A 23,348-nucleotide genomic window follows, 5' to 3' on the forward strand; every position below is an offset into this window, starting at 1 on the left:
GGGGGGTTTTTTGTTATGTGTGGTGGGGGGGGGGGGGGGGGCGCCCCCCCCCCGGGGGGGGCCCCCCCCCCGGGGGTGGGGGGGGTTTTTGGGGGGGGGGGGGGGGGGCCCCCCCCCCGAGACCGCGACCACCGGCACCGTCCCCCGCCCCGGGGCTCCGCCCCGGACCCCGCTCCTCAATCGCCGGAGGGGCTTGAAGATGGCAGCCTCAGTCGCCGGAGGGGCCTGAAGACGGCAGCCGGACCATCGGGAAGCTCCCGGTATTCGTCGGTGCGTGCTCCGGTAGCCACAGCACGGCCACGGCGCCCTCGGCGGGGGCGTCGTGGTCCGCTCCCTGTGGGCGGATGTTGCGGAACGTGAGGCGGGCGCCGAGCACGCGGGCCTGGCCCGCCGCGATCGTCAGGCCGAGGCCGTGGCCGTGGCCCGCGCGGTCGGCGGCGCCGGTGCGGAAGCGGCTCGGTCCGTCCTCCAGGAGCTCCTCCGGGAAGCCGGGGCCGTGGTCGCGCACCCGCAGTACCCGGCCCTCGACGCTGACCTCGATGGGCGGGCGGGCGTGCTTGGCGGCGTTGGCCAGCAGGTTGAGGAGGATGCGCTCCAGGCGGCGCGGGTCCGTCGTCACCTCGGACTCGTGGATCACCCGGACGGTGACGCCGTCGCCCGCCCGGGCCGCGATCCGGCGCTCCACGAACTCGCCGAGCATGATGTCCTGCAGCTCGGCCCGCTCGGCGGCACTGTCGAGCCGGGCCACTTCCAGTACGTCCTCGACGAGCGTACGCATCGCCTGCGCGCGGTCCTTGACGAGTTCGCTGGGCCGCCCGGGAGGCAGCAGTTCGGCGGCGGTGAGCAGGCCGGTGACCGGCGTGCGCAGCTCGTGCGCGATGTCGGCGGTGACCCGCCGCTCCGCCTCCAGACGCTGCTTCAGGGCGTCGGCCATCGCGTCGACGGCCTGCGCGAGATCGTCCGTCTCGTCGAGTACGACACCGCCGATCGCGCGGCGGACGCGGACGTCGCTCTGACCGGCCGCGACATCGCGGGCCGCGCTCGCCGCCTTGCGCAGGCGGCGGGAGAGCTGGCCGCCGATGAGGACGCCGAGCGCGCTGCCGCCGAGCACGACGGAGATCGAGCCGATGAGCAGCGCCTTGTCGAGGTCCTTCATCACGGTGGCGCTGCGGTCGGCGAACCGGGTGTGCACCGAGAGGATCCCGCCGTTGCTGAGCGGGACCGCGGCCCAGATGTCGGGCACGCCGCTGGCCGACTCCGTCACGTAGGTGACGCGGCGGCCCTCGCGGGCCTTCGCGCGCAGGTCGGGCGGGAGCACGGGGTCGTCCACCTTGAAGCCGACGGGCAGATTGCCGCCGCGCGCCTCGTACTGCCGCTGCACGAACTGGATCCGCTCGTCCTGCACGTCCCGGGCGTTGTCCAGCATCGAGACGCGGGCCGCGTTGTGCACGACGAGGCTGAGCGCCACGGCGACGAGCGCGCCCACGAAGGCGATGGCGACGCTGATCTTCCAGCGCACGCCGGTCCGCAGACCGTGCGGGATCCAGGAGCGGGCGGACCTCCGGGCGGCGTCCGGTTTCCGCATGCCGGTCGCGGCACCCGAGGCATTCGCGGCAACGGAGGCAGTCGCGGGGCCGGTGGCGAGCGGCGCCGGGACGGGAGTCTCCGACGCGGTCCCTGTGGTGCCCCTCCTCATACGCGCTGACCCATATATGCGCTGTCCCATCAGCCCACTCAGGCCTTGAGCTTGTAGCCGAAGCCGCGGACCGTCTCGATCCGGTCCTGGCCGATCTTCGTACGCAGCCGCTGCACATGGACGTCGACGACGCGGGTGTCGCCGCCCCAGCCGTAGTCCCACACACGCTCCAGGAGCTTGTCGCGGGACAGCACCGAGCCGGGCGCGGAGGAGAACTCGAGCAGCAGGCGCATCTCGGTGGGCGTCAGGCCCACCGGCTCCCCGCCCTTGCGGACCTCCATGCCGTCCGTGTCGATCTCCAGGTCGCCGAAGCGCAGCGACCCGTGGTCGGGCGCGAGGCCCTCCTCGGCCGCGCCGGAGGCGGCCGCGGCCCCGCCCGCGTGCCCGAAGCGGCGCAGCACGGCGCGGATCCGGGCCACGAGCACCGCCCCGTCGAACGGCTTCGTCACGTAGTCGTCGGCCCCCGCCTCCAGGCCGAGTACGACATCGATGGAGTCCGCGCGCGCGGAGAGCATGATCACCGGAACCGTCGACTCGTCGCGGATGCGGCGGCACAGCGAGACCCCGTCGAGCCCGGGCACCATCACGTCGAGCAGCGCGATGTCCGGCCGGTCCGACCGGAACGCCTCCAGGCCCTTGAGCCCGTCCGGCATCGCGGTCACCACGAAACCGTCGCGCTCCAGGGCGAGCTGGGTGGCCTCTCGGATGACGTCGTCGTCCTCGACGAACAGGACGTGCGTCGGCTCGCCCTTGCGCTCACCGCCCATGACAGCCATCCGTTCTCTCCTCCACCACGTGTCTCAGCCCGCGTCGTCCGAAGGCGCCGGGCTCTCCCCGTCCACCGCGTTGCTGTAATCGTTGTGCGTGCGGCTCTCCTGGGCGAAACCATGGCCGCTCCACCGGTACGTGATGATCTCCTCGCCCGACGGTGAGGCGACCGAGTCGCCCTTCTCGTACACCTGCTTGGTGACCACGAGATCACCCCGGTCGATCTCCGCGTACACCGGGGGCTCTTCGTCCCTGAACACATTCTTGTACGCGCCGTCCTCGTCGCGATACACGTACGTGCCGATGCCGACCGCGTCACCGCAGGTCATCACGTTGACCACGACGTCGCTCCGGGAGCTGCCGGTCAGCGTTCCGTAGCTCACGTCGACCGGGTACTCGTCCGCCACGCACGGCTTCAGGTCGCGCTTGATGTCCGCGCCGACCTTCGGGTCCCTCTTCACCATCCGCACCGCTTCGGCGGAACTCGGGGCGCTCGGCGAGGCGGGGGCCGAGGGGCTCGCGCTGTCCGCCGCCGCCCCGACGGGGTCCGTGCGGGCCGGGCCCTCGTCACGGGCGCCGGTGCCTCCGGTCGAGCACGCCGCGAGGACACCGGCCAACAGCCCGAGGGCGGCGAGCCCGGCGATCGCCGCGCCCCCCGCCTTCATGCCCCGCGCCAGGGCGGAACGCCCCCGCATCAGACGCCCCCGTATGAGACGCCCCCGCATAAGGGACGTACGAATCCCAGAGGCACGTGTGCCTAGGCCGCGCAACGCTCCCGCTCCTTAACGTCGAGCGCGCGGCCGGCCAGTTCCTCGCGCTCCCGCTTCTCCAGCTCCTCACGGAGCCGGGCGAGGGCCCGGTGCAGCGTGCTCTTCACGGTTCCGGCCGACATTCCGAGAGCGGCGGCCGTCTCCTCTGTGGACATCTGCTCCCAGTGTCGCAGCACCACGACGCTGCGCTGCTTCGGAGCGAGCACCTTCATGACGTCCATCAGCAGGGCGCGGTCCGCGTGCTGCTCCGTCGAGTCGTCGACCGACGACTCCGGCAGCTGCTCGGTGGGCACTTCCTCCAGCTTGCGCGCCCGCCACCACTCGGTCCGCGTGTTGATCATGACGCGGCGCAGATACGCGTCGGCAAGGCGCTTGTCCGCTATGCCGTCCCACCGCCCGTACGTCCGTACGAGCGCGGTCTGCAGCAGGTCCTGGGCGTCGACCGGGTCGGGCACGAGACGCCGGGCGCTGCGCAGCAGGGCGTCCTGCCGCGTCCGAACGTACTCTTCGAACCCGAGCACCTCACCGGCGTGCGCCATGATCAACTGCCTCCCGCTTCCCGCAATCCCCGTGACCCGCACAGGTTGTGTGCGGTTACGAGGAAGAAGTTACGGAGGAGTTGTCACGGCGCTGTCCGCTCCGGCCACCGGCGAACGCACGACTACCCGTCGGTTGTGTAACGAAGGGCGCGGTGGAGCTCCGCGCGCGCGGCTCAGCCCAGCGGAAGCCGGTAGAGGCCGCCCGCGATCGGCTCCACCAGGCCGTCGTCGACCAGGCCGTCCAGGGCCCTGGCCCGCTGCACCGGCTCGTCCCACACCTGGTCGAGCGCCGCCTGTGGCACCGGGGCGACGGCGTCGCGCAGCACGGCGAGCAGCTTGCCGCGCACCTGGCGGTCCGTGCCCGCGTACGTCTGGCCGCGCCGCGGCGGGCCCTCGTGCGCGGGCTTCCCGGAGAGCCGCCACGCGCACATCGATGCGATCGGGCAGCGGTGGCACTCCTCGTTCTTGGCGGTGCACACCAGGGCGCCCAACTCCATCGAGGCGGCGGCCCACTTGGCGGCGGTGTCGTCCTCCTCGGGCAGCAGCGTCCGGGCCAGCTTCCGCTCGGCGGCGGTCGTCGCGTTCGGCGGGTACTGCACGCCGGCGACGGCGCGGGCGAACACCCGTCGCACGTTCGTGTCGAGCACCGCGTGCCGCTGGCCGTACGCGAACGAGGCGACGGCGGCCGCAGTGTACTCGCCGATGCCGGGCAGCGCGAGGAGCTGTGCGTGGCCGGTGGGTACGTCGCCGCCGTGGCGTTCCGTTATGGCGACGGCCGCGCCGTGCAGGCGCAGGGCGCGGCGCGGATAGCCCAGCCGGCCCCAGGCGCGGACGGCCTCTCCCGGCGCCTCCGCGGCGAGATCGGCGGGGCGGGGCCAGCGGGCGAGCCACTGCTCGTACACCGGGAGCACGCGGTTGACGGGGGTCTGCTGGAGCATGAACTCGCTGACCATCACGCCCCACGGGCCCGCGTCGCGGCGGCGCCAGGGGAGGTCGCGGGCGTGCTCGGTGAACCAGTCGATGACCGGTGCGTGGAGATCGGCGTTCTCGGCGTTCTCGGGGTTCTTCGTGAGCGCAGTCATGGCACGTCCGATCCTGCCATGTACGGGGGCCGGGGCGGGGGAGCGCGGTGCCGGGGGCTGGGGGCGGTGTGGGGGTTGGTGTGGGTGGTGAGGGGTGCGCGGTGCCGGGGTTCCGGGGCTGTGTGGGGGTTGGTGTTGGTGGTGAGGGGTGCGCGGCGCCGGGGTCGGGGGCTGTGCCGGGGTCGGCGCCTGTGCGATCGGTGCGGGTCGCCGTGCCTCCTCCGGCCGTGCCGGGGCCCGGTCATCTCCCACCCTCCCGCCCCCTCCGGGGGCTTCGGCCCGACCGGGGCGGGGCCCGGTCCCTGGTCGGGCGGGTGCGCTGCGCGGCACCGGGGTTCCAGGCCTGTGCCGGGGCGGCGCCCATGGTGGTGGGTGCGCGGCACCGGGCGCCGCCTTGCCCACCCTGCCGCCCATGGCGGCAGATTGCCCAAGGCGGGGGTGCGGCCGACCGCCATGGGCGGGGAGTCGGGGTGCGGGTGTCGGCCAAGGCGGGGGCGGTCGGCCGCGATGGGAGGGGAGTCGGGGGTGCGGGTGTTGGCCAAGGCACGTTTGCGGTCGGCCGCGATGGGCGGGAGGCGTGCCGGGCGACAGGTTGCCCGGGGCTCCGGGCAGGCGCGGCCACGGGAGGCAGGGTGGCGCCCAAGGTGGAGGCAGTGGCGGTCGCAGCGGGCGGGGAAGCGCCGATGGCGGCGGATTGCTCGACGTGGGGGAGGTGTCGGCCGCACAGGGCAGGGTGGGAGATTGTCCGAGGCACGTTTGCGGTCGGCCGGCACGGGCGGATTGCTCGACGTGGGGACCTGACGATCGGCAGGCGCGGCGCACGCCATCTCGCTTGTAGCGTCGGTGGGGTGACCTCTCGATGCCGGGCCCTGATGGTCGACCTGTTGCTCTGGGGAGCGCTCGCCCTTCCGGTGCCCGCCGTCGAGTGGCTGCATCTGCACGAACCGGACAGCACCTGGCAGCAGCTCGCCGGGATCGCCGCGCTCGGCGCCGCCACCGCGCTGCACCGACGTCGGCCCGCCACCGCCTTCCTGCTCGCGGCCGCCCCGGGGCTGGCCGTCGCGTCGTCCCTGTTCACGCTCTCGTACGGGGGAGCGCTTGCCGTCTTCGCGTACCTCATGGGGCTGAGGTCGCCGGCCGTGCGTCCCTCGCTCCTCGCCTTCGGGGCGCTTGCCGTCGCCGGCACCGTCAAGATCAGCATGCGGCAGGTCGACCCGGCCGCCGAGTGGCTGGTGCTCATGGGGACGCTGCTGTTCGGCGCGGTCTTCCCGTGGCTCATCGGCCGCTACTGGCGCCAGAGCAGGGAGTTGACCGCCGCCGGCTGGGCCAGGGCCGAGCAGTTGGAGCGCGAGCACCGGATCGTCGCGGACCGCGCCCGGCTGCGCGAACGGGCCCGGATCGCGCAGGACATGCACGACTCCCTGGGCCACGAACTCAGCCTCATCGCCCTGCGCGCCGGCGCCCTCCAGGTCACCCCCGGCCTCGCCGAAGCGCACCGCACGGCCGCCGCCGAACTCCGCTCCGCCGCCTCCGACGCCACCGACCGGCTGGGCGCCATCATCGGCCTGCTGCGCGAGGAGGACGACGAGCAGGCCCCGCTCGCCCCGCCCGGCGAGACCATCGCGGAACTCGTCGACCGGGCAGCGGGATCGGGCCTCCCGGTGCGGCTGGTGAGCGCCCCGGACTCCTCGGACCACGCTCGCGACAGCGACGACCGCGCCGCCTACCGCGTCGTCCAGGAAGCCCTCACGAACGCCGCCAAGTACGCACCGCGCGCCCCCGTCACCGTAGAAGCGCGGCAGGACGGCGCCACCACCAGCGTCACCGTCACCAACGCCCGCCCGGCGGACGTACCCGCCACGCCGACCGGCAGCGGCAGTGGCACCGGGCTGCTCGGCCTGCGGGACCGGATCACCGCGCTCGGCGGCAGCTTCGACGCCGGCCCGCACGACGGCGGATTCCGGGTGAGCGCCCGGCTCCCCGCGCCCGGCGCCCCACGCGGCGACCCCGCCGACGCCGGTTTCGTGCACGCCCGCCGCACCGCCAGACGCCGCGTGGGCCTGGCCTTCGGAGCGGCCGCGGTCGCGGGAACCGTCCTGATCGGCGGGGCGTTCACCTGGTACGCGTACACGAAGACCCATGCCGTCCTCACCCCGCAGGCGTACGCGCAGCTGCCTGTCGGCACGCCGCTCGCCGACGTGGAGTCCCGGCTGCCCGAGCGCACGATCAGCGACCCGCCGGTCGAGCGCGCGCCCACGCCACCGCCCGCGCGGGCCGACTGCCGCTACTACCGGGCGAGCGGTGAACTGTTCGTGACGGTCGAGCACTTCAGGCTCTGCTTCGCCGACGACGCGTCGCACACGCTCATCGACAAAGCAGTGATCCCCAAGGCGGGCACCGCCGACCAGGTACAGGAAGAGGAGTCCGAATGGGCGCGCTGAGCGAACCGGGCAGACGGATCCGGGTGCTGCTCGCCGACGACGAGGCGATGGTCCGGGCCGGCGTCGGAGCGATCCTCGCGGCGGGCGGCGACTTCGAGGTCGTCGCGGAGGCCGCCGACGGCCGGGAGGCCGTGCGCCTCGTCCAGGCCCACCGCCCGGACGTGGCGCTCCTCGACATCCGGATGCCCCGCCTGGACGGCCTGGCGGCGGCCGAGGAGATCACGGCGACGGTGTCCGGCACAGCGGTCGCGATGCTGACCACGTTCTCCGAGGACGGGTACGTGGCGCGGGCGCTCGGCGGCGGCGCGACCGGCTTCCTGCTCAAGTCCGGTGATCCGCACGAACTGATGGCGGGCGTACGGGCGGTGGCGGACGGCGCCGCGTTCCTGTCGCCGAAGGTGGCCCGGCATGTCATCGACGGGCTCGGCGGCGGCCGGCTGACCCGCGAGGCCGCGGCCCGGCGGCGCGTCGAGGCGCTCACCCCGCGCGAGCGCGAGGTGCTCGGTCTGGTCGGCGCGGGCCTGTCGAACCCGGAGATCGCCGACCGGCTGCGTCTCGTGGAGGGGACGGTGAAGGCGTACGTCAGCGCGGTCCTGGAGCGCCTTGAGGTCAAGAACCGCGTGCAGGCGGCCATCGTGGCGTACGAGGCGGGACTGCTGACGTAGCCGGACCCGCCTCGTACCGGCGGCTCAGCGCCGGTGCGACCCGCGCCGCGAGCGGGCCCCGGGCGCCGAGGCGTATCCGGCTGCGGCGGGGCCCGGCCCGGCGAACCACCGCACGAGCCCGTTCCCCGACCCCCGCATCGCCTCGGTCACCCGCGCCCCCGGCCGCGTCAGGAGGCGTACGACGAGGAACGCGACCAGCGTGCCGAGCAGCAGCCCCGCGGCGACGTCATGCGGATAGTGCACGCCCACGAAGACGCGGGAGAACGCCATGAGGATCGCCATCGGCACCGTCAGCCAGCCGACCTTCGGCCAGGCCAGCGCGAGGCCCACGGCCGCGGCGGCGGCGATCGTGGCGTGGTTGGAGGGGAACGACCAGTCTCCGTAGACCGGGCAGTCGATCAGGGACGGCAGGGCGCCCGAGACGGCGCGGCAGGGCCGCTCCTCGTCGATCCCCGACTTGACCACCTCGCTGACCACGTACGCGACCGCGGTGCCCAGCGGCGCGAGCACCGCGACGGCGAAGGCCCTCGGGTCACTGCCCCGCGTCCGCCACCAGGCGACGACGAAGAGCACGGCGAACAGCAGCAGTCCCAGTTCCGTCCACACCTCCATGAGGTGCTGAAACCACGAAGGAGTGTCGTGGGCGAAATCGGTGATGCCGCGATACAGGTCGGAGTCGATGGTTCCCATGGTGACGGACAGTATGCAATACCGAAGGCTTGTCACATCCAGCGATGGTCCCGGGCCCGACCTGACGATCGACAGGGGTCCCGGAGCCCGTTCGGCGGTCCGCGCGTGATGATGATCCGGAAAACTTGGGGTGCGAGGCGGCGGGTAGCACCGGACAACGGCCCGATCTCTCGTAAGGTTTGAGCCGTGGGATCTCTGCGCAATCCGATCGGGCCGCTCCCCTCCACCATCTATTGGCGACGGAGGGTCGTTCTGCTGTCCGTAGTGGCGCTGCTCGCGCTGCTGATCGTATGGATCGTCAACTTGGGCGGTGGCGGCGGGAACAACGGCGCGGGCGGCTCCGGCGGCAAGAGTCCGACGGAGTCCATCACGCCCGGGCCCTCAGGAACGGGGCCCGCGATCAGCGAACACCCCGGCGGGCGCGACGAGTCGGGCGGTTCCGGCGGCTCGGGATCGGGGTCGGGTCCGGGATCGGGGTCCGGCGGTTCCGGTGCGGGGTCCGGTGGTTCGGACGACGCGGCGGGCGGCGACTCCGGTGACGGCGGCGGCAGCGGCAGCGGGGGCACGTCCTCCGGGGACCAGGTCCCGGCCGGCTCCAGCCTCCCGGACTGCACGGCGGGCGGCGTGACCCTGAAGGTGCGCAGCGTCCACAACTCGTACGCGCCCGGGGACAAGCCGAAGCTCCAACTCGTCGCCAAGAACACGGCGGACAAGTCCTGCAAGGTCGACCTGGGGCCGAAGACCGCGGTGGTCACGATCACCAAGGCGGAGGACGACAAGCCGTTCTGGTCCTCCGACGACTGCCCGGCCGGGGCGGGGAGCATGGTGCTGCGGGCCCCTGCGGGCGGCACGGTTCAGCGTGACTACACGTGGGACCTGCGACCGAGCGAGCCGCAGTGTGCGACTCCCTCGGCGGGAGCGGCATCGCCGGGGACCTACCTGGTCGAGGTCAAGGCGGCGCAACTGCCCGCGGCGCAGACGTCGTTCGTCCTCAAGGAGGACTGAGCCACTCAAGCCCGCATTTCGAACGAGAGCCCGCGGGGTCCGGGGCAGAGCCCCGAAACCGCGCGCCGGGTGACGTGAGCGGCAGCTACACGTACCGCTCAAGGATCGACGACTCCGCCAGCCGCGACAGGCCCTCGCGGACGCTCCGCGCCCGCGCCTCGCCGACCCCGTCGACCGTCTGCAGGTCGTCCACACTGGCGGCGAGCAGCTTCTGCAGGCCGCCGAAGTGCTCCACGAGGCGGTCGATGATGGCGCCGGGCAGGCGCGGCACCTTGGCCAGGAGCCGGAATCCGCGCGGGGACACCGCAGAGTCGAGCGCTTCGGGGGAGCCGGTGTAGCCCAGGGCCCGTGCCACTATCGGCAGTTCGAGCAGCTCCGCGTGGCTGAGCGCGTCCAGCTCGACCAGCGCCTCCGCGACCGTGCGGGAGCGCTTGGCGGTGGGCTCGGGCACGTAGTCCCGCGCGACCAGCTCGCGCTCCGGCTCGACGCCCGCGATCAACTCGTCGAGCTGCAGCGCCAGAAGCCGGCCGTCGGTGCCCAACTCGACGACGTACTCGGCGATCTCCGTGGCGATCCGGCGCACCATCTCCAGGCGCTGCGCGACCGCCGAGACGTCCCGGACCGTGACCAGGTCCTCGATCTCCAGGGCGGAGAGCGTGCCCGCCACCTCGTCGAGGCGCAGCTTGTAGCGCTCCAGGGTCGCGAGGGCCTGGTTGGCGCGGGACAGGATCGCCGCCGAGTCCTCCAGGACGCGGCGCTGCCCGTCCACGTACAGCGCGATCAGGCGCATCGACTGGGAGACCGAGACGACGGTGTAGCCGACCTGCTTGGAGACGCGGTCCGCCGTGCGGTGCCGGGTGCCGGTCTCCTCCGTGGGGATCATCGGGTCCGGCACCAACTGGACGCCGGCCCGCAGGATCTTGTCGAGGTTCGAGGAGACGACGATGCCGCCGTCGAGCTTGCACAGCTCGCGCAGGCGCGTGGCCGTGAACTCCACGTCGAGGATGAAGCCGCCCGTGCACATCGACTCGACCGTCTTGTCGGAACCGAGGACGATCAGGCCTCCGGTGTTGCCGCGGAGGATGCGCTCCAGGCCGTCTCGCAGGGCGGTTCCGGGCGCGACGGCGCTCAGCGCGGCGCGCATGAGGCTGTCCGCACCGGAGCTTCCGCCGGACTTGCCGGGAGTTGCCGCCCGGTCGTTGGCTGCCACTGCACTCCTCCGGATCGCAGACTTTGGGGTGCCCTGTGGGCTCGGGGCCTTCGTCCCTCGCGTTCGCACGCACGGGCGAGACCAGGGCAAAGTCTACCGGCGCTGCTCCGGCTCCCGTGGGGCCTCTCGGCGACGGCCCTTCGGAAGCACCCGCAGAGCATCCGCTATATCGGCGACTTCCAGGACCTTCATACCGGCCGGGACCTTTCCCGGGTCGGCCGGGACCAGCGCGTGCGTGAACCCGAGCCGGTGCGCCTCCGCGAGCCGGCGCTGCACGCCCGTGACCCGCCTGACCTCGCCCGCGAGGCCCACTTCTCCGATCGCCACGAGGTTCTTGGGGAGCGGGGTGTCGCTCGCCGCGCTCGCCAGGGCCAGCGCGATGGACAGGTCGGCGGCCGGCTCGGAGAGCTTCACACCGCCCACCGTCGCCGAGTAGATGTCCCGCTTGCCCAACGCGCTGATCCGGCCGCGCTGTTCGAGCACGGCCAGCATCATCGAGACGCGGGAGGTCTCCAGGCCGGACGTGGTGCGGCGCGGGGAGGGGATCTGGGAGTCGACCGTGAGCGCCTGGACCTCGGCGACCAGCGGGCGGCGGCCCTCCAGGGTGACGGTCAGGCAGGTGCCGGGCACCGGCTCGGCGCGCCGGGTCAGGAACAGGCCGCTGGGGTCGGCGAGGCCCGTGATGCCCTCGTCGTGCAGCTCGAAGCAGCCGACCTCGTCCGTCGTCCCGTAGCGGTTCTTGACGCCTCGTACGAGGCGCAGGCGTGCGTGCCGGTCGCCCTCGAAGCTGAGGACGACGTCCACCAGGTGTTCCAGGAGGCGCGGTCCCGCGATCGTGCCTTCCTTCGTGACGTGGCCGACCAGGAGCGTGGACATGCCGCGCTCCTTGGAGGCGCGGATGAGCGCGCCCGCGACTTCGCGGACCTGCGACACCCCACCGGGCGCCCCGTCGATCTCCCCGGACGCGATCGTCTGTACGGAGTCCAGGATGAGCAGCGACGGCTTCACCGCGTCCAAGTGGCCGAGTACGGTGCCCAGATCGGTCTCGGCGGTCAGATACAGGTGGTCGTCGATCGCGTGGATACGGTCGGCGCGCAGGCGGACCTGGGAGGCCGACTCCTCGCCCGTCACGTAGAGGGTCTTGTGCTCCTCGCTGGCCGCCTTGGCCGCCACGTCGAGCAGGAGCGTGGACTTGCCGACGCCGGGCTCGCCCGCGACCAGCACCACGGCGCCGGGCACGAGGCCGCCGCCGAGCACCCGGTCCAGCTCGGGCACGCCGGTGGGACGGGCCGTCGCCTGCCTGCCGTCGACCTGGCCGATGGGCAGCGCCGACGTGGTGACGCGGCCCGGTGCGGTGGTGCGCACGGTGGGCGCGCCGTACTCGTCGATCGTGCCCCAGGCCTGGCACTCGGGGCAGCGGCCCAGCCACTTGGCCGTCTGCCAGCCGCACTCGGTGCAGCGGTAGGACGGACGGTCCTTGGTCTTGGTACGGGCAGCCATGAACGAAACCGTAGCGGGCAGGACTGACAACGGGCGGGTGCGGTCCGTTTCACGACTCCCGAGCCACCCGTGAGGTCGCCCCGCGTAGCCGTGCTGGCCACGGAATGACGGGTTCCTGTCCTCTTTTGAGGGATCGTTTCACCCGTAAGGATTAAATGTGCTCAAGGGGGAGGAAGCCCCCTCGTGGTGCGCCTACGGTCGCACGGTGATGAGCAGCAGGCCGGAAACTCCCACACAGACCACCGGCGCACACCGGGCGCACCGCGCCGGGGCGAGGCGGCAGGAGCCGCGCACCGCCCCGCAGCGCCCGCCCGCCCGCTACGAGCCCTGTCTGGACGGCCTGTTCACCTACTGTCTCTCCGTACTCTGCGATCACGACGAGGCGACCTCGGCGCTCGGTGACGCCCTCGCGCTCGCCGAGCGGCGCGGCTCCCGCGCCCCGGCCGGCGACTCTCCCGCCGAGCGCAGGGCCTGGCTCTACGCGCTGGCCCGCTGGTCCTGTCTGCGCCGTCTGGCCGAGGCCAATCGGCGGCGTCAGAGCGCGCAGGAGAGCGGCCGGCCTCAGGACGGCCTCCTTCAGGAGGAGCGCAGGCGGCAGCTCGCCCAGCTCGCCTGGCCGGAAGCCGCGGGCACGACGCCGGAGCAGCGCGAGGCCCTGGAGCTGGCCGTGCGCCACCAGCTGTCGCCGCGCGAGGTCGCCGCCGTCCTCGGCACCGACCCCACCGCCACCCGCGAGCTGCTCTCGGCCGCGGCCTGCGAGGTCGAGCGGACCCGCGCGGCCCTCGCTGTCGTCGAGACCGGCACCTGCCCCAGCGTCGCCCGCCTCACCGGGGACAACCAGGTGCTCCTCTCGGCCGCCCTGCGCCGCGAGCTGGTCCGGCACGTCGACGACTGCCCGCGCTGCCGCCGCACCGCCGAGCGCGCCGCGCCCCGCGCCTGGCCCGGCACGTCGGTGACGCCCGCCGCGCTGCCCCTCGTGGAGGCCCCGCGGCCCGCCCTGCACTTCGCGATGCACGGCCGGCACCCCGGCGCCCCGCGCTTCGACCGGCGCGGCTACCCGATGGACCCCAAGGACCGGGCGGCCCGCCGCGACCGGCTGCGCTCGCGTGCCGTGACGACGACGGTGGTCGCCACCGTGGTCGCCGCCCCGGTGCTCGCCCTGTGGGCCGCCTACAAGGGCGCTCCGCTGACCGGCGAGGCCGCGGACGGACGTTCCGTGACGGCCAGCGAGGACGGCGCGGCCGACAGTCTCGACGGCGAGCGGACCGGCGGCGCGTACGAGAACGCGGGGAACGCGCGGACGAGCCCCGACCCCACCTTCACCGCGGGCAGCCGCTCACCCGACGTCTCCGTAGAGGTCACCTCGCCGCCCACGCGCGCGGGGCGCGGCCCCGGCCGTATCACCGTGGAGGCGCAGCCCAGCGGGAACTCGACGGCGATCACGCTCACCGCGTCGGGCCGCTCGCCCGTCGACTGGACCGCCTCCACGGGCGCGTCCTGGCTGTACCTGAGCCGGACCGCGGGAACGCTGCGGCCGGGGGAGTCGATCACCATCCACGTCTACGTGGACGAGTACCGGGAGCCGCGCGGGCACTGGACAGCGCACGTCGGGATCGACCCGTCCGGCGCGGTCATCTCCCTTGAGGGGTACGGGCGTTCCGGCTCCGGTGGCGGCGGCAACTCGCGGCCCACGCCGTCCCACTCCGTCCCGGCGTCCCCGTCCGAGCCGACGCCGAAGCCCACGCCGACACCCACCTCGCCCGACCCGACGGAGCCGACCGGGAACCCGACGCCGAGCCCGAGCGACCCCGAGCCCTCCGACTCGGCGCCCCCGTCCGACACGGCGTCGCCCTCCGGGACCGGGGGGTCCGGGACGGGCTCGCCGTCGGGGACCCCCTGAGGTCCGGTCCCGGACCGCCGGATGTGCGCGTTACGCCGGGTCGGCCGGGTGCGGGGCGATGAGCGGGAGGCCCTTGGGCGCGGCCGCGAGTCGCTCCTCGCACAGGTCGACCAGCTTCTCGTAGCCAGCCTTGCCCATCAGCTCCGTGAGCTCGGGCCCGTACGACACGTAGACCGGGTCGCCCGCGCCGTGCGCCGAGGTCGCCGACGTGCACCACCAGTGCAGGTCGTGGCCGCCCGGGCCCCAGCCGCGGCGGTCGTACTCGCCGATCGAGACCTGGAGCACCTTGGTGTCGTCGGGCCGCTCGATCCACTCGTACGTACGCCGCACCGGAAGCTGCCAGCAGACGTCCGGCTTCGTCTCCAGGGGCTCGCGGCCCTCCTTGAGCGCCAGGATGTGCAGCGAGCAGCCCGCGCCGCCCGCGAAGCCCGGCCGGTTCTGGAAGATGCACGAGCCCTCGTACGGGCGGGTCTGGCGGTCCCCGTCCTCGTCCGTCGACACCCAGCCGGTCTCCGTGCCGATGTCGTGGTGCTGCCAGATGTCCGGCGTGAGACGTGCCACGTTCTCCGCGACCCGCTTCTCGTCGTCCTCGTCGGAGAAGTGGGCGCCGAGCGTGCAGCAGCCGTCGTCGGCGCGGCCCGCCTGGATGCCCTGGCAGCCGCTGCCGAAGATGCAGCTCCAACGGGAGGTCAGCCATGTCAGATCGCAGCGGAAGATCTGCTCGTCGTCCGCCGGATCCGGGAACTCGACCCACGCGCGCGGGAAGTCGATGGGCTTCTCGTCCGCCTTGGACCGCTGCTTCGGTTGCTTCTGGAGGTCCTTCTGCTGGTCCTTCTGCTTCTTCAGCTCCTGCTTTGCCGACTTCGTCTTCTTGTCGCTCTTGTCGGCCTTGGCCTTTTTCGTCTTTGGCACCGTTCCAGAGTAAAGGCGCTGATGCCTTCCACAGGACCTTCCTGGACGGGCAAGCCGTGGAGAGCAGTAGCGTTCCCTACATGAGACTCGGTGTCCTCGACGTGGGTTCGAATACGGTCCATCTGCTCGTGGTGGACGCACACCCCGGTGCCCGCCCGCTGCCCGCGCACTCGCACAAGGCCGAACTGCGGCTCGCCCAACTCCTCGACGAGCGCGGGGCGATCGGGCCCGACGGCGTGGACCGGCTGATCGGGACGGTCAGAGAGGCCCTGGAGGCCGCGGAGGACAAGGGCGTCGAGGACCTGCTGCCGTTCGCCACGTCGGCGGTGCGCGAGGCCAGCAACGCCGACGACGTCCTCGCGCGGGTCAAGGAGGCCACGGGCGTCGAACTGCGCGTGCTCAGCGGCGAGGAAGAGGCACGGCTCACGTTCCTGGCGGCCCGGCGCTGGTTCGGCTGGTCCGCGGGCAGGCTGCTGGTGCTCGACATCGGCGGCGGCTCCCTGGAGATCGCGTACGGCATCGACGAGGAGCCGGACGCCGCGGTGTCGCTGCCGCTCGGGGCCGGGCGGCTGACGGCCGGCTGGCTGCCGGGGGACCCGTCGGATCCGGACGACGTGAAGGCGCTGCGGCGGCACGCGCGGGCGCAGATCGCGCGCACGGTCGGGGAGTTCAGCCGGTTCGGGGCGCCGGACCATGTGGTGGCCACATCGAAGACGTTCAAGCAGCTGGCGCGCCTCGCCGGGGCGGCCCGGTCGACGGAAGGCCTCTACGTACAGCGGGAGTTGAAGCGGAAGTCCCTGGAGGACTGGGTGCCGCAGCTCGCCGCGATGACCGTGGAGGAGCGCGCCGAGCTGCCGGGAGTCTCCGAGGGCCGGGCCGGACAGCTGCTCGCCGGGGCGCTGGTGGCGGAGGGCGCGATGGACCTCTTCGGCGTCGAAACCCTGGAAATCTGCCCCTGGGCCCTCCGGGAAGGCGTCATCCTCCGCCGCCTGGACCACCTACCGGCAGAATCCAGCCCCTCCGCCGGGTGAGCCAATCAGGCTCCGCCGCCGGGTGAGCCAATCGAGCCCCGCCGCTGGGTGGCCAAATCAGGCTCCGCCGACGGTGGGCAAATCGAGCCCCGCCGCCGGATGGGCAAATCAGGCTCCGCCGGCGGGTGGCCAAACCAGCCCCGCCGCCGGGTGAGCAAATCAAGCCCCGCCGGCGATTGAGGCGCGGGGTCCGGGGCGGAGCCCCGAGGCGTAGGCACGGGCTGGGCGCAATGGTCCGGACGGCGCGATCGTCCGGGCGGGCGCCCCGCCCACACACCGGGGCCGTACCCTGTCCCCGTGGCAGAACCAGTGGTGCGCATCCCGGATGCGAAGGTCGCGCTCTCCACGGCCTCCGTGTATCCGGAGTCGACGGCGACGGCCTTCGAGATCGCCGCGCGCCTGGGCTACGACGGCGTCGAGGTCATGGTCTGGACCGATCCCGTCAGCCAGGACATCGAGGCCTTGCGCCGCCTCTCCGACTACCACCGCATCCCGATCCTCGCCGTCCACGCGCCATGTCTGCTGATCACGCAGCGCGTGTGGTCGACGGACCCGTGGGTGAAGCTGCAGCGCGCGCGGGCCGCCGCGGAGAAGCTGGGGGCGTCGACCGTGGTCGTGCACCCCCCGTTCCGCTGGCAGCGCCAGTACGCGCGCGACTTCGTGCAGGGGATCTGGCGGATGGCGGGTGAAACCGATGTGCGGTTCGCCGTCGAAAACATGTACCCGTGGCGCTACCGGGACCGCGAGATGCTCGCGTACGCCCCCGACTGGGACGTGACCAAGGACGACTACCGGCACTTCACGGTCGACCTCAGCCACACCGCGACAGCCCGTACCGACGCGATGCAGATGATCGACCGGATGGGCGACCGGCTCGGACATGTGCACCTCGCCGACGGCGGCGGCTCCGGCAAGGACGAGCACCTGGTGCCGGGACGCGGCACGCAGCCCTGCGCCGAACTCCTGGACCGCCTCGCCGTGAACGGATTCGACGGGCACGTCGTCATCGAGGTCAACACGCGGCGCGCCATGTCCAGCGCCGAACGTGAGGCCGATCTGGCCGAGGCCCTGGCCTTCGCCCGCCTGCACCTGGCGTCGGCCGCGCGGGTGCCGCGTTCATGACCGAGCCGGTGCGCCGCAGGGGCCGGCCGCCGCGCGCGCAGCAGGACGCCGGTCCCGGCATGCGGGAGCGGATCCTGGACGTGGCCCGCGAGGAGTTCGCCGAGCGCGGCTACGACAAGGCCTCGGTGCGCGGCATCGCCAAGGGTGCCGGGGTGGACTCGGCCCTCGTGCATCACTACTTCGGCACCAAGGAGCAGGTGTTCGCGGCCGCGATCGAGGTGGCGCTCGCGCCGGCCCTCAAGGCCCCCGACGCCTTGGAGGACGGGCCGCTGGAGGGGGTCGGCGAGCGCATGACCCGGTTCTTCTTCGGCGTGTGGGAGGCGCCCGCGACCCGGAAGCCGCTGCTCGCCATCGTGCGGTCCGCCCTGAACAACGAGGTGGCCGCGGGTGTCTTCCGGGGGCTCGTCGCCACGCAGTTGCTCGCGCGGATCGCCCAGCGGCTCGATCTGCCGGAGGGCGAGGCCGAGCTGCGGGCCTCGCTGGCCGCCGCCCAGCTCGTGGGCACGGCGATGATCCGCTACGTGGTGAAGGCGGAACCGCTGGCCTCAGCGGACCTGGAGTGGCTCGTCGCGCGGCTCGCCCCTGTGGTGCAGGGCCACCTGACCGGTCCGTGAGCAGGTCGTGAGACAGGCGTCCCGGCATTCGGACACCCTGTCCGGAGCTTGGATCGGCGGCGTAGGCTCGGGAAACAGTCTTTTATCCCTCTGAAGGAGCGAGCGACGATGCCCGAGCTGAGGTCCCGCACAGTCACCCACGGCCGCAACATGGCGGGCGCCCGCGCCCTTATGCGTGCCTCCGGTGTACCCGGTGCGGACATCGGCCGGAAGCCGATCATCGCGGTCGCCAACTCGTTCACCGAGTTCGTGCCCGGTCACACGCACCTGGCGCCCGTGGGCCGCATCGTCAGCGAGGCCATCACGGCCGCGGGCGGCATCGCCCGCGAGTTCAACACGATCGCCGTCGACGACGGCATCGCGATGGGCCACGGCGGCATGCTGTACTCCCTCCCGTCCCGCGACCTGATCGCGGACTCGGTCGAGTACATGGTCGAGGCGCACTGCGCGGACGCGCTGATCTGCATCTCGAACTGCGACAAGATCACCCCCGGCATGCTGAACGCGGCCCTGCGGCTCAACATCCCGACGGTCTTCGTCTCCGGCGGCCCCATGGAGGCCGGCAAGGCCACGCTGGTCGACGGCACCGTCCGCAAGCTCGACCTGGTCAACGCGATCAGCGACGCGGTGGACGAGAGCGTCTCGGACGAGGACATCCTCCGCATCGAGGAGAACGCCTGTCCGACGTGCGGCTCCTGTTCCGGCATGTTCACCGCCAACTCGATGAACTGCCTGACCGAGGCCATCGGCCTCTCCCTGCCGGGCAACGGCTCGATGCTCGCCACCCACACCGGCCGCAAGGCGCTGTACGAGAAGGCCGGCGCCACGGTCGTCGAGATCGCCAAGCGGTACTACGACGGTGACGACGAGTCGGTCCTGCCGCGCAACATCGCCACCCGTGCCGCCTTCGACAACGCGATGGCGCTCGACATCTCCATGGGCGGCTCCACCAACACGATCCTGCACCTGCTGGCCGCCGCACAGGAGGCCGAGCTCGACTACACGCTGGCCGACATGGACGCCGTGTCGCGCCGCGTCCCCTGCCTCGCCAAGGTCGCGCCGAACGTGGCGCCCGGCGGCACGTACTACATGGAGGACGTGCACCGCGCCGGCGGCATCCCCGCGATCCTCGGCGAGCTGTACCGCGGCGGTCTGCTCCACGAGGACGTGCACACCGTCCACTCCCCGTCCATCAAGGAATGGCTCGACGACTGGGACATCCGCAGCGGCGCGGCGACCGAAAAGGCGAGCGAGCTGTGGCACGCCGCCCCCGGCTGCAAGCGCTCCGCCGAGGCCTTCTCGCAGTCCGAGCGCTGGGCCTCCCTCGACACCGACGCCGCCGGCGGCTGCATCCGTGACGTCGCCCACGCGTACTCGAAGGACGGCGGCCTGGCCGTCCTGAAGGGCAACCTCGCCGTGGACGGCGCCGTCGTGAAGACCGCCGGTGTCGACGAGTCCATCTGGACCTTCGAGGGCCCGGCCGTCGTCTGCGAGTCGCAGGAGGAGGCCGTCGAGAAGATCCTGCTCAAGCAGATCAAGGAGGGCGACGTCGTCGTCATCCGCTACGAGGGCCCCAAGGGCGGCCCCGGCATGCAGGAGATGCTCTACCCGACCTCGTACCTGAAGGGCCGCGGCCTCGGCAAGACCTGCGCGCTCGTCACGGACGGCCGCTTCTCCGGCGGTACGTCGGGCCTGTCCATCGGCCACGCCTCGCCCGAGGCCGCCGCCGGTGGCGCCATCGCGCTCGTCGAGGACGGCGACCGCGTGCGCATCGACATCCCGAACCGCAGCATGGAGCTCCTCGTGAGCGACGAGGAGCTGGCCGCGCGCCGCGAGGCCCTGGGCGGCGTCTACGCCCCCAAGAACCGCGAGCGCAAGGTCTCGGCCGCGCTGCGCGCCTACGCGGCGATGGCCACCAGCGCCGACACGGGCGCGGTCCGCGACGTGTCGCAGCTCGGCTGAGACAGGACCTACGGATCGTCCGCCGTGGCGGCACCGGAAACGGTGCCGTCCGGCGCGCTCCCGTACACCCTCCCGCCGCTCACGACCGGCGCCGGGATGTCGGCCACCACCCGGTCGGAGCGGCCCGCGGGCCTGGGGCTGCTCTGGCCGACCGGACGGCCCGTACGCCGGTCCACGGCGAGCAGCCTGCCGTCCGGGGCCGTCACGTACACCCGGCCCGACGCGGCGTCGACGGCGGGCGCCGAACCCCGGCTCACCGAGGTCTCCGACCGCCACAGCTGCTTGCCGGACGCGAGGTCCTGCGCCACCAGCGCGCCGCCCGCCGCGAGCAGATACGCCGTGTCGCCGCGCAGCGCCACCGTCGCGGACGGCAACGGCAGGGACAGCCGTACGCGACGTGCCACCGCCCCGTCCGTGAGGCGATGCCCGACGAGCGCGACGGTCTCGCCCGACGCACCCCGCTCCGTGCACCAGAGAACACCGCCGGACACCCCGACCGGGGTCGCCGTGCCCGGCGATCTCTGCTGCCAGCGGATGTCACCCGTCTCCGGAGCCACCGCGCTGACCAGCGTGTTCGCCCCGTCTGGCGTCGGCGCCGCCGCGTAGGCCAGATCTCCGCCGACGTACGAGAGAGTGGGCGGGGCCGTCGATGAACCGGGGAGCCGGCGGTGCCACGCCCGTCTCCCGGTCGCACTGTCGACCGCGCTGAGCGTGCCGTCGGGCGCGGCGAGGAGCACGCGCCCCGCCGCCTGGCGGACCTGCCCCTGGAACCGCGACACATCCATCGACCAGCGGGACTTCCCGGTATCTGCCGCCATCGCGACGAGCCGGGACCCGTCCGGGGTGAGCGCGTGCACCAGCCCACCCGACACCACGGGCGCCGCCCCGCCGACGTCCCCCGCCCCGCCGGACGCCTTCCGCTTCCACCGCACCGAGCCGTCCCGCGGATCCAGCGACACGGCGAGCGCACCGGGCACGGCGCAGTTCAGGCTCCCGGCCCCGTACGAGCAGACGGGCGCGGCACCGGAGCCGAGCTTCCGCTGCCAGGGGTGGAACGTGGCGGGGGAGCCCGCCGGGGCGGTCCGGGTGCCGGTGCCGGAGTCGTTCCCCGTGAGCAGGGTCGCCGTGAGCGCGCCGCCCAGTGCGAGGACGCCGGCGAGGGTGAGGAGGGTGCGGGGACGTGGGCGCCTCCGCGGATCCGGTGAACTCGACGCCTTGTCAGGGGAGTTGGCGGTGGAAGGCTCGACCGGAGCCCGCTGCGCCGGTATGAACGCCTGCGTGTCGTACCGCGCCGAGATGTGCCGCAGCCGGGCCATCAGCTCGTCCGGCGTGGGCCGCTCCTCCGGCTCCTTCGCCAGACAGGCGAGGACGAGCGGCGCCAGGTCCTCGGGCACGCCGGACACATCCGGTTCGTCGTGCACCACCTGGTACGCCACCAGGTAGGGGCTGTCCGAGTCGAACGGCCCGCGGCCCGTCGCCGCGTGCACCAGCAGCGAGCCGAGCGCGAACACGTCGGCCGCCGGGCCGACCTCGCGCGGCCGACGGAACTGCTCGGGCGCCATGAACGGCGGCGTGCCGATCAACTTCCCTGTCTCGGTCCGCAGTTCACTGTCCTTGGGCCGGGAGATCCCGAAGTCGATGACCTTGGGGCTGTCCTCGGCGAGCAGCACATTGCTCGGCTTGAGGTCACGGTGTACGACCCCGGCGCGATGGATGTCGCGCAGCGCCTCCGCCATTCCGGCCGTCAGGTGCCGCAGCTGCGCGGGCGCCAGCGGACCGTTCCGCTTGACGTGCTCGGCGAGGGTGAGGCCGGGGATGAACAACGTGGCCATCCACGGCAGTTCGGCCTCCGGGTCGGCGTCGACGACCGGCGCGGTGAAGGCCCCGCTGACCCGCCGCGCTGCCGCGACCTCCTGCCGGAACCGCCCCCTGAACTCGGGGTCCTCCGCGAACTCGGCGTGCACCACCTTCACCGCGAGCGGCAGCCCAGCCGCCGACCGCGCCAGGTGCACGACGCCCATGCCGCCCGAGCCCAGGCGCTCTTCGAGCCGATAGTGCCCGGCGTACTCCGGGAATTCCGCTTCCGGGCCGATTCCTATGCTGTTGTGTGACGGCATGCCCACGCCCCCCGTGGCTGATGAACGGGCCTTGCTAGCCTGCGTGTTCGACATTCCAACACAGATGTTTCAACGGGCCCTCAATGAACGTTGAACGAGTCGGCCCGACGGGGGAGGCGCAGAAAATGGCACCACAGGAACAGTCCGCACAGCCCGCACCGTCCGTGGAAGCGGCGGCAGCGGCGATGTACTACCCGGTGGCTCCGGGCTACAACGTGAACGTCCGCAGCGGCCCCGGCACCCGGTACCGCGTGGTGCGGGTGCTGCCGCTGAGCGCGAAGGTGCCGATCTTCTGCCAGAAGCCGGGCGAGACGGTCGCGGGCCCGTACGGCACGTCGCGGGTCTGGGACAACATCGGCGTCGGCGAGTACGTCTCCGACACCTACGTGAAGACGGGCAGTGACGGTTACGTGGCGCCGCGCTGCGCCTGAGGGCACACCTGAGCCAGACAGGGGGCCGGGCTGCGGACCTCGCGGCCCGGTCCGGCGATAATCGATGGCGTGAGCGACGAAACCGGCACCCCCAGCACCTCCCCGGCCCCGGGGCCCCAGCCCGAGGAGATCCGCTTCTTCGGCACGACCTGGGTGGACCACAGCGGCAACTACGGCTTGCGCCGGGCCGCGGTCGGCGTGGGCGCGCTGGCCCTGGCCGTCGCGGGCTGCTTCATCCTCCGATTCGCCTACGAGGGCCTGGCGATCGCCGACATCGGCTCCCTCGTGAACCTGCTGCTCGTGGTCATGTTCGCCGTCTGCAGCGCGCTCGCCTTCGCCCGCACCCGCACGGGCTTCACCGAACGCCACGACCCCGAGAAGCAGGCGTCGCTGCGCGGCTTCCTGGCGATCGGCTTCGTAGGTGTCCTGGTCGCCTACGCCCTGCGCTGCCTGGTCGAGGCCCCCGGCGAAAAGCTCCGCCGCCAGGAGTACGAGACGGCCCTCGACCAGTACACCCGCCGCGCGTCGCGCCGCAGCCGCAACCCGGCCAAGAAGAAGGGCAAGGGCTGAGCCCTGGGCCGGTCGGGACGGGTCCCTGAGGCCGGGGGCCTGGAGGCTGCCCCTTGCCGAACCGGCGTTACGGCCTCGGGGCTCCGCCCCGGCCCCCGCTGCTCAATCGCCGCAGGGGCTTAAAACACCCACCGTCGCCCCCCCACCCGCCTCTCCGGGGGCGTGCCGGTCGACCGCCCCCGCCTCAGGGAATCCGCCGCCGTCCCCGGCTCCCCCACCCGTGTTGGTCGCCCATTACCGTTTTCGTGGAGCCCGGTTCGGGTTCGTGGCCTCCAGGGCCGGTAGGACTTGTTGCCCCTGTCGTTGATGATCCGGGGGGTGCT

20 protein-coding genes are annotated in these 23,348 nt (G+C 72.9%); 10 read left to right on the forward strand and 10 right to left on the reverse strand.

Annotated features, from left to right (window positions below; translation table 11 throughout):
• Window positions 1–208 precede the first annotated feature (208 nt).
• From cseC to ACFYWS_RS32595, 5 genes are all read right to left on the reverse strand, one after another.
• Entirely contained in the window at window positions 209–1,585 is a 1,377-nt protein-coding gene (gene cseC, locus ACFYWS_RS32575) for a two-component system sensor histidine kinase CseC (RefSeq protein WP_389282422.1), read from the reverse strand.
• A 149-nt stretch (window positions 1,586–1,734) separates the two neighbouring features.
• On the reverse strand, window positions 1,735–2,463 hold the full coding sequence (gene cseB / locus ACFYWS_RS32580; protein ID WP_389282461.1) for a two-component system response regulator CseB: 729 nt from the start codon (window positions 2,461–2,463) through the stop codon (window positions 1,735–1,737).
• A gap of 33 nt (window positions 2,464–2,496) precedes the next feature.
• A complete protein-coding gene (locus tag ACFYWS_RS32585; protein WP_389282423.1) occupies window positions 2,497–3,159 on the reverse strand; it encodes a hypothetical protein in 663 nt (220 codons plus the stop codon).
• A 62-nt stretch (window positions 3,160–3,221) separates the two neighbouring features.
• Entirely contained in the window at window positions 3,222–3,773 is a 552-nt protein-coding gene (locus tag ACFYWS_RS32590) for a SigE family RNA polymerase sigma factor (RefSeq protein ID WP_389282424.1), read from the reverse strand.
• Between the two features lie 173 nt (window positions 3,774–3,946).
• A complete protein-coding gene (locus ACFYWS_RS32595; protein ID WP_389282426.1) occupies window positions 3,947–4,855 on the reverse strand; it encodes an A/G-specific adenine glycosylase in 909 nt (302 codons plus the stop codon).
• Between the two features lie 848 nt (window positions 4,856–5,703).
• Here ACFYWS_RS32595 and ACFYWS_RS32600 point away from each other — a divergent pair.
• Window positions 5,704–7,296, forward strand: a complete 1,593-nt coding sequence (locus tag ACFYWS_RS32600; protein ID WP_389282428.1) for a sensor histidine kinase — start codon at window positions 5,704–5,706, stop codon at window positions 7,294–7,296.
• The gene (locus ACFYWS_RS32605) at window positions 7,284–7,961 is read left to right on the forward strand and encodes a response regulator (RefSeq protein ID WP_389282430.1); all 678 of its coding nucleotides are present in this window, start codon (window positions 7,284–7,286) and stop codon (window positions 7,959–7,961) included. The genes ACFYWS_RS32600 and ACFYWS_RS32605 overlap by 13 nt, the downstream gene beginning before the upstream one ends.
• 24 nt (window positions 7,962–7,985) lie before the next feature.
• Here ACFYWS_RS32605 and ACFYWS_RS32610 read toward each other — a convergent pair whose 3' ends face one another.
• On the reverse strand, window positions 7,986–8,651 hold the full coding sequence (locus ACFYWS_RS32610; RefSeq protein ID WP_389282431.1) for a phosphatase PAP2 family protein: 666 nt from the start codon (window positions 8,649–8,651) through the stop codon (window positions 7,986–7,988).
• Window positions 8,652–8,837: 186 nt separating this feature from the next.
• Between ACFYWS_RS32610 and ACFYWS_RS32615 the strand changes: the two genes are divergently transcribed.
• On the forward strand, window positions 8,838–9,656 hold the full coding sequence (locus ACFYWS_RS32615; RefSeq protein ID WP_389282433.1) for a hypothetical protein: 819 nt from the start codon (window positions 8,838–8,840) through the stop codon (window positions 9,654–9,656).
• 85 nt (window positions 9,657–9,741) lie between these two features.
• Here the strand turns inward: ACFYWS_RS32615 and disA are convergent, their stop codons facing one another.
• Both disA and radA read right to left on the reverse strand, forming a co-directional pair.
• Window positions 9,742–10,866 carry a DNA integrity scanning diadenylate cyclase DisA gene (gene disA, locus ACFYWS_RS32620; protein WP_389282435.1) on the reverse strand — a complete coding sequence of 375 codons (1,125 nt, stop codon included), beginning with the start codon at window positions 10,864–10,866 and terminating at the stop codon, window positions 9,742–9,744.
• Between the two features lie 93 nt (window positions 10,867–10,959).
• Complete coding sequence (radA, locus tag ACFYWS_RS32625) at window positions 10,960–12,366, reverse strand: DNA repair protein RadA (RefSeq protein ID WP_389282437.1); 1,407 nt, start codon at window positions 12,364–12,366, stop codon at window positions 10,960–10,962.
• 208 nt (window positions 12,367–12,574) lie between these two features.
• Between radA and ACFYWS_RS32630 the strand changes: the two genes are divergently transcribed.
• Window positions 12,575–14,266 (forward strand): hypothetical protein, encoded by a 1,692-nt coding sequence (locus ACFYWS_RS32630; protein ID WP_389282439.1) that lies wholly within the window; start codon window positions 12,575–12,577, stop codon window positions 14,264–14,266.
• 30 nt (window positions 14,267–14,296) lie between these two features.
• Here the strand turns inward: ACFYWS_RS32630 and ACFYWS_RS32635 are convergent, their stop codons facing one another.
• On the reverse strand, window positions 14,297–15,178 hold the full coding sequence (locus ACFYWS_RS32635) for a hypothetical protein (RefSeq protein ID WP_389282441.1): 882 nt from the start codon (window positions 15,176–15,178) through the stop codon (window positions 14,297–14,299).
• A gap of 80 nt (window positions 15,179–15,258) precedes the next feature.
• On the opposite strand from ACFYWS_RS32635, the gene ACFYWS_RS32640 reads away from it, so the two are divergent.
• The 4 genes from ACFYWS_RS32640 (at window position 15,259) to ilvD (ending at window position 19,907) form a co-directional block, all read left to right on the forward strand.
• The gene (locus ACFYWS_RS32640; RefSeq protein WP_389282443.1) at window positions 15,259–16,209 is read left to right on the forward strand and encodes a Ppx/GppA family phosphatase; all 951 of its coding nucleotides are present in this window, start codon (window positions 15,259–15,261) and stop codon (window positions 16,207–16,209) included.
• A 297-nt stretch (window positions 16,210–16,506) separates the two neighbouring features.
• A complete protein-coding gene (locus ACFYWS_RS32645) occupies window positions 16,507–17,331 on the forward strand; it encodes a sugar phosphate isomerase/epimerase (protein WP_266711285.1) in 825 nt (274 codons plus the stop codon).
• Complete coding sequence (locus tag ACFYWS_RS32650) at window positions 17,328–17,945, forward strand: TetR family transcriptional regulator (protein WP_389282445.1); 618 nt, start codon at window positions 17,328–17,330, stop codon at window positions 17,943–17,945. The genes ACFYWS_RS32645 and ACFYWS_RS32650 overlap by 4 nt, the downstream gene beginning before the upstream one ends.
• A 108-nt stretch (window positions 17,946–18,053) precedes the next feature.
• Complete coding sequence (gene ilvD / locus ACFYWS_RS32655; RefSeq protein WP_389282447.1) at window positions 18,054–19,907, forward strand: dihydroxy-acid dehydratase; 1,854 nt, start codon at window positions 18,054–18,056, stop codon at window positions 19,905–19,907.
• Window positions 19,908–19,915: 8 nt separating this feature from the next.
• Here ilvD and ACFYWS_RS32660 read toward each other — a convergent pair whose 3' ends face one another.
• Complete coding sequence (locus ACFYWS_RS32660; RefSeq protein WP_389282449.1) at window positions 19,916–22,024, reverse strand: PQQ-binding-like beta-propeller repeat protein; 2,109 nt, start codon at window positions 22,022–22,024, stop codon at window positions 19,916–19,918.
• A gap of 125 nt (window positions 22,025–22,149) precedes the next feature.
• Between ACFYWS_RS32660 and ACFYWS_RS32665 the strand changes: the two genes are divergently transcribed.
• The gene (locus tag ACFYWS_RS32665) at window positions 22,150–22,455 is read left to right on the forward strand and encodes a peptidase (protein WP_389282451.1); all 306 of its coding nucleotides are present in this window, start codon (window positions 22,150–22,152) and stop codon (window positions 22,453–22,455) included.
• A gap of 69 nt (window positions 22,456–22,524) precedes the next feature.
• Window positions 22,525–23,025 carry an EamA/RhaT family transporter gene (locus tag ACFYWS_RS32670; RefSeq protein ID WP_389282453.1) on the forward strand — a complete coding sequence of 167 codons (501 nt, stop codon included), beginning with the start codon at window positions 22,525–22,527 and terminating at the stop codon, window positions 23,023–23,025.
• Window positions 23,026–23,348: the final 323 nt, after the last annotated feature.

Source organism: Streptomyces sp. NPDC002795, assembly GCF_042888725.1.
GTDB lineage: Bacteria > Actinomycetota > Actinomycetes > Streptomycetales > Streptomycetaceae > Streptomyces.

What these genes read in the sequence shown, in the direction of transcription:
- ilvD (WP_389282447.1), top strand. Translation starts at nt 18,054, where the DNA reads ATGCCCGAGCTGAGGTCCCGCACAGTCACCCACGGCCGCAACATGGCG.
- cseB (WP_389282461.1), bottom strand. Translation starts at nt 2,463, where the DNA reads ATGGGCGGTGAGCGCAAGGGCGAGCCGACGCACGTCCTGTTCGTCGAG.
- ACFYWS_RS32650 (WP_389282445.1), top strand. Translation starts at nt 17,328, where the DNA reads ATGACCGAGCCGGTGCGCCGCAGGGGCCGGCCGCCGCGCGCGCAGCAG.
- ACFYWS_RS32665 (WP_389282451.1), top strand. Translation starts at nt 22,150, where the DNA reads ATGGCACCACAGGAACAGTCCGCACAGCCCGCACCGTCCGTGGAAGCG.
- ACFYWS_RS32605 (WP_389282430.1), top strand. Translation starts at nt 7,284, where the DNA reads ATGGGCGCGCTGAGCGAACCGGGCAGACGGATCCGGGTGCTGCTCGCC.
- ACFYWS_RS32595 (WP_389282426.1), bottom strand. Translation starts at nt 4,855, where the DNA reads ATGACTGCGCTCACGAAGAACCCCGAGAACGCCGAGAACGCCGATCTC.
- ACFYWS_RS32610 (WP_389282431.1), bottom strand. Translation starts at nt 8,651, where the DNA reads ATGGGAACCATCGACTCCGACCTGTATCGCGGCATCACCGATTTCGCC.
- radA (WP_389282437.1), bottom strand. Translation starts at nt 12,366, where the DNA reads ATGGCTGCCCGTACCAAGACCAAGGACCGTCCGTCCTACCGCTGCACC.
- ACFYWS_RS32630 (WP_389282439.1), top strand. Translation starts at nt 12,575, where the DNA reads ATGAGCAGCAGGCCGGAAACTCCCACACAGACCACCGGCGCACACCGG.
- ACFYWS_RS32660 (WP_389282449.1), bottom strand. Translation starts at nt 22,024, where the DNA reads ATGCCGTCACACAACAGCATAGGAATCGGCCCGGAAGCGGAATTCCCG.
- cseC (WP_389282422.1), bottom strand. Translation starts at nt 1,585, where the DNA reads ATGCGGAAACCGGACGCCGCCCGGAGGTCCGCCCGCTCCTGGATCCCG.
- ACFYWS_RS32585 (WP_389282423.1), bottom strand. Translation starts at nt 3,159, where the DNA reads ATGCGGGGGCGTTCCGCCCTGGCGCGGGGCATGAAGGCGGGGGGCGCG.
- ACFYWS_RS32640 (WP_389282443.1), top strand. Translation starts at nt 15,259, where the DNA reads ATGAGACTCGGTGTCCTCGACGTGGGTTCGAATACGGTCCATCTGCTC.
- ACFYWS_RS32590 (WP_389282424.1), bottom strand. Translation starts at nt 3,773, where the DNA reads ATGGCGCACGCCGGTGAGGTGCTCGGGTTCGAAGAGTACGTTCGGACG.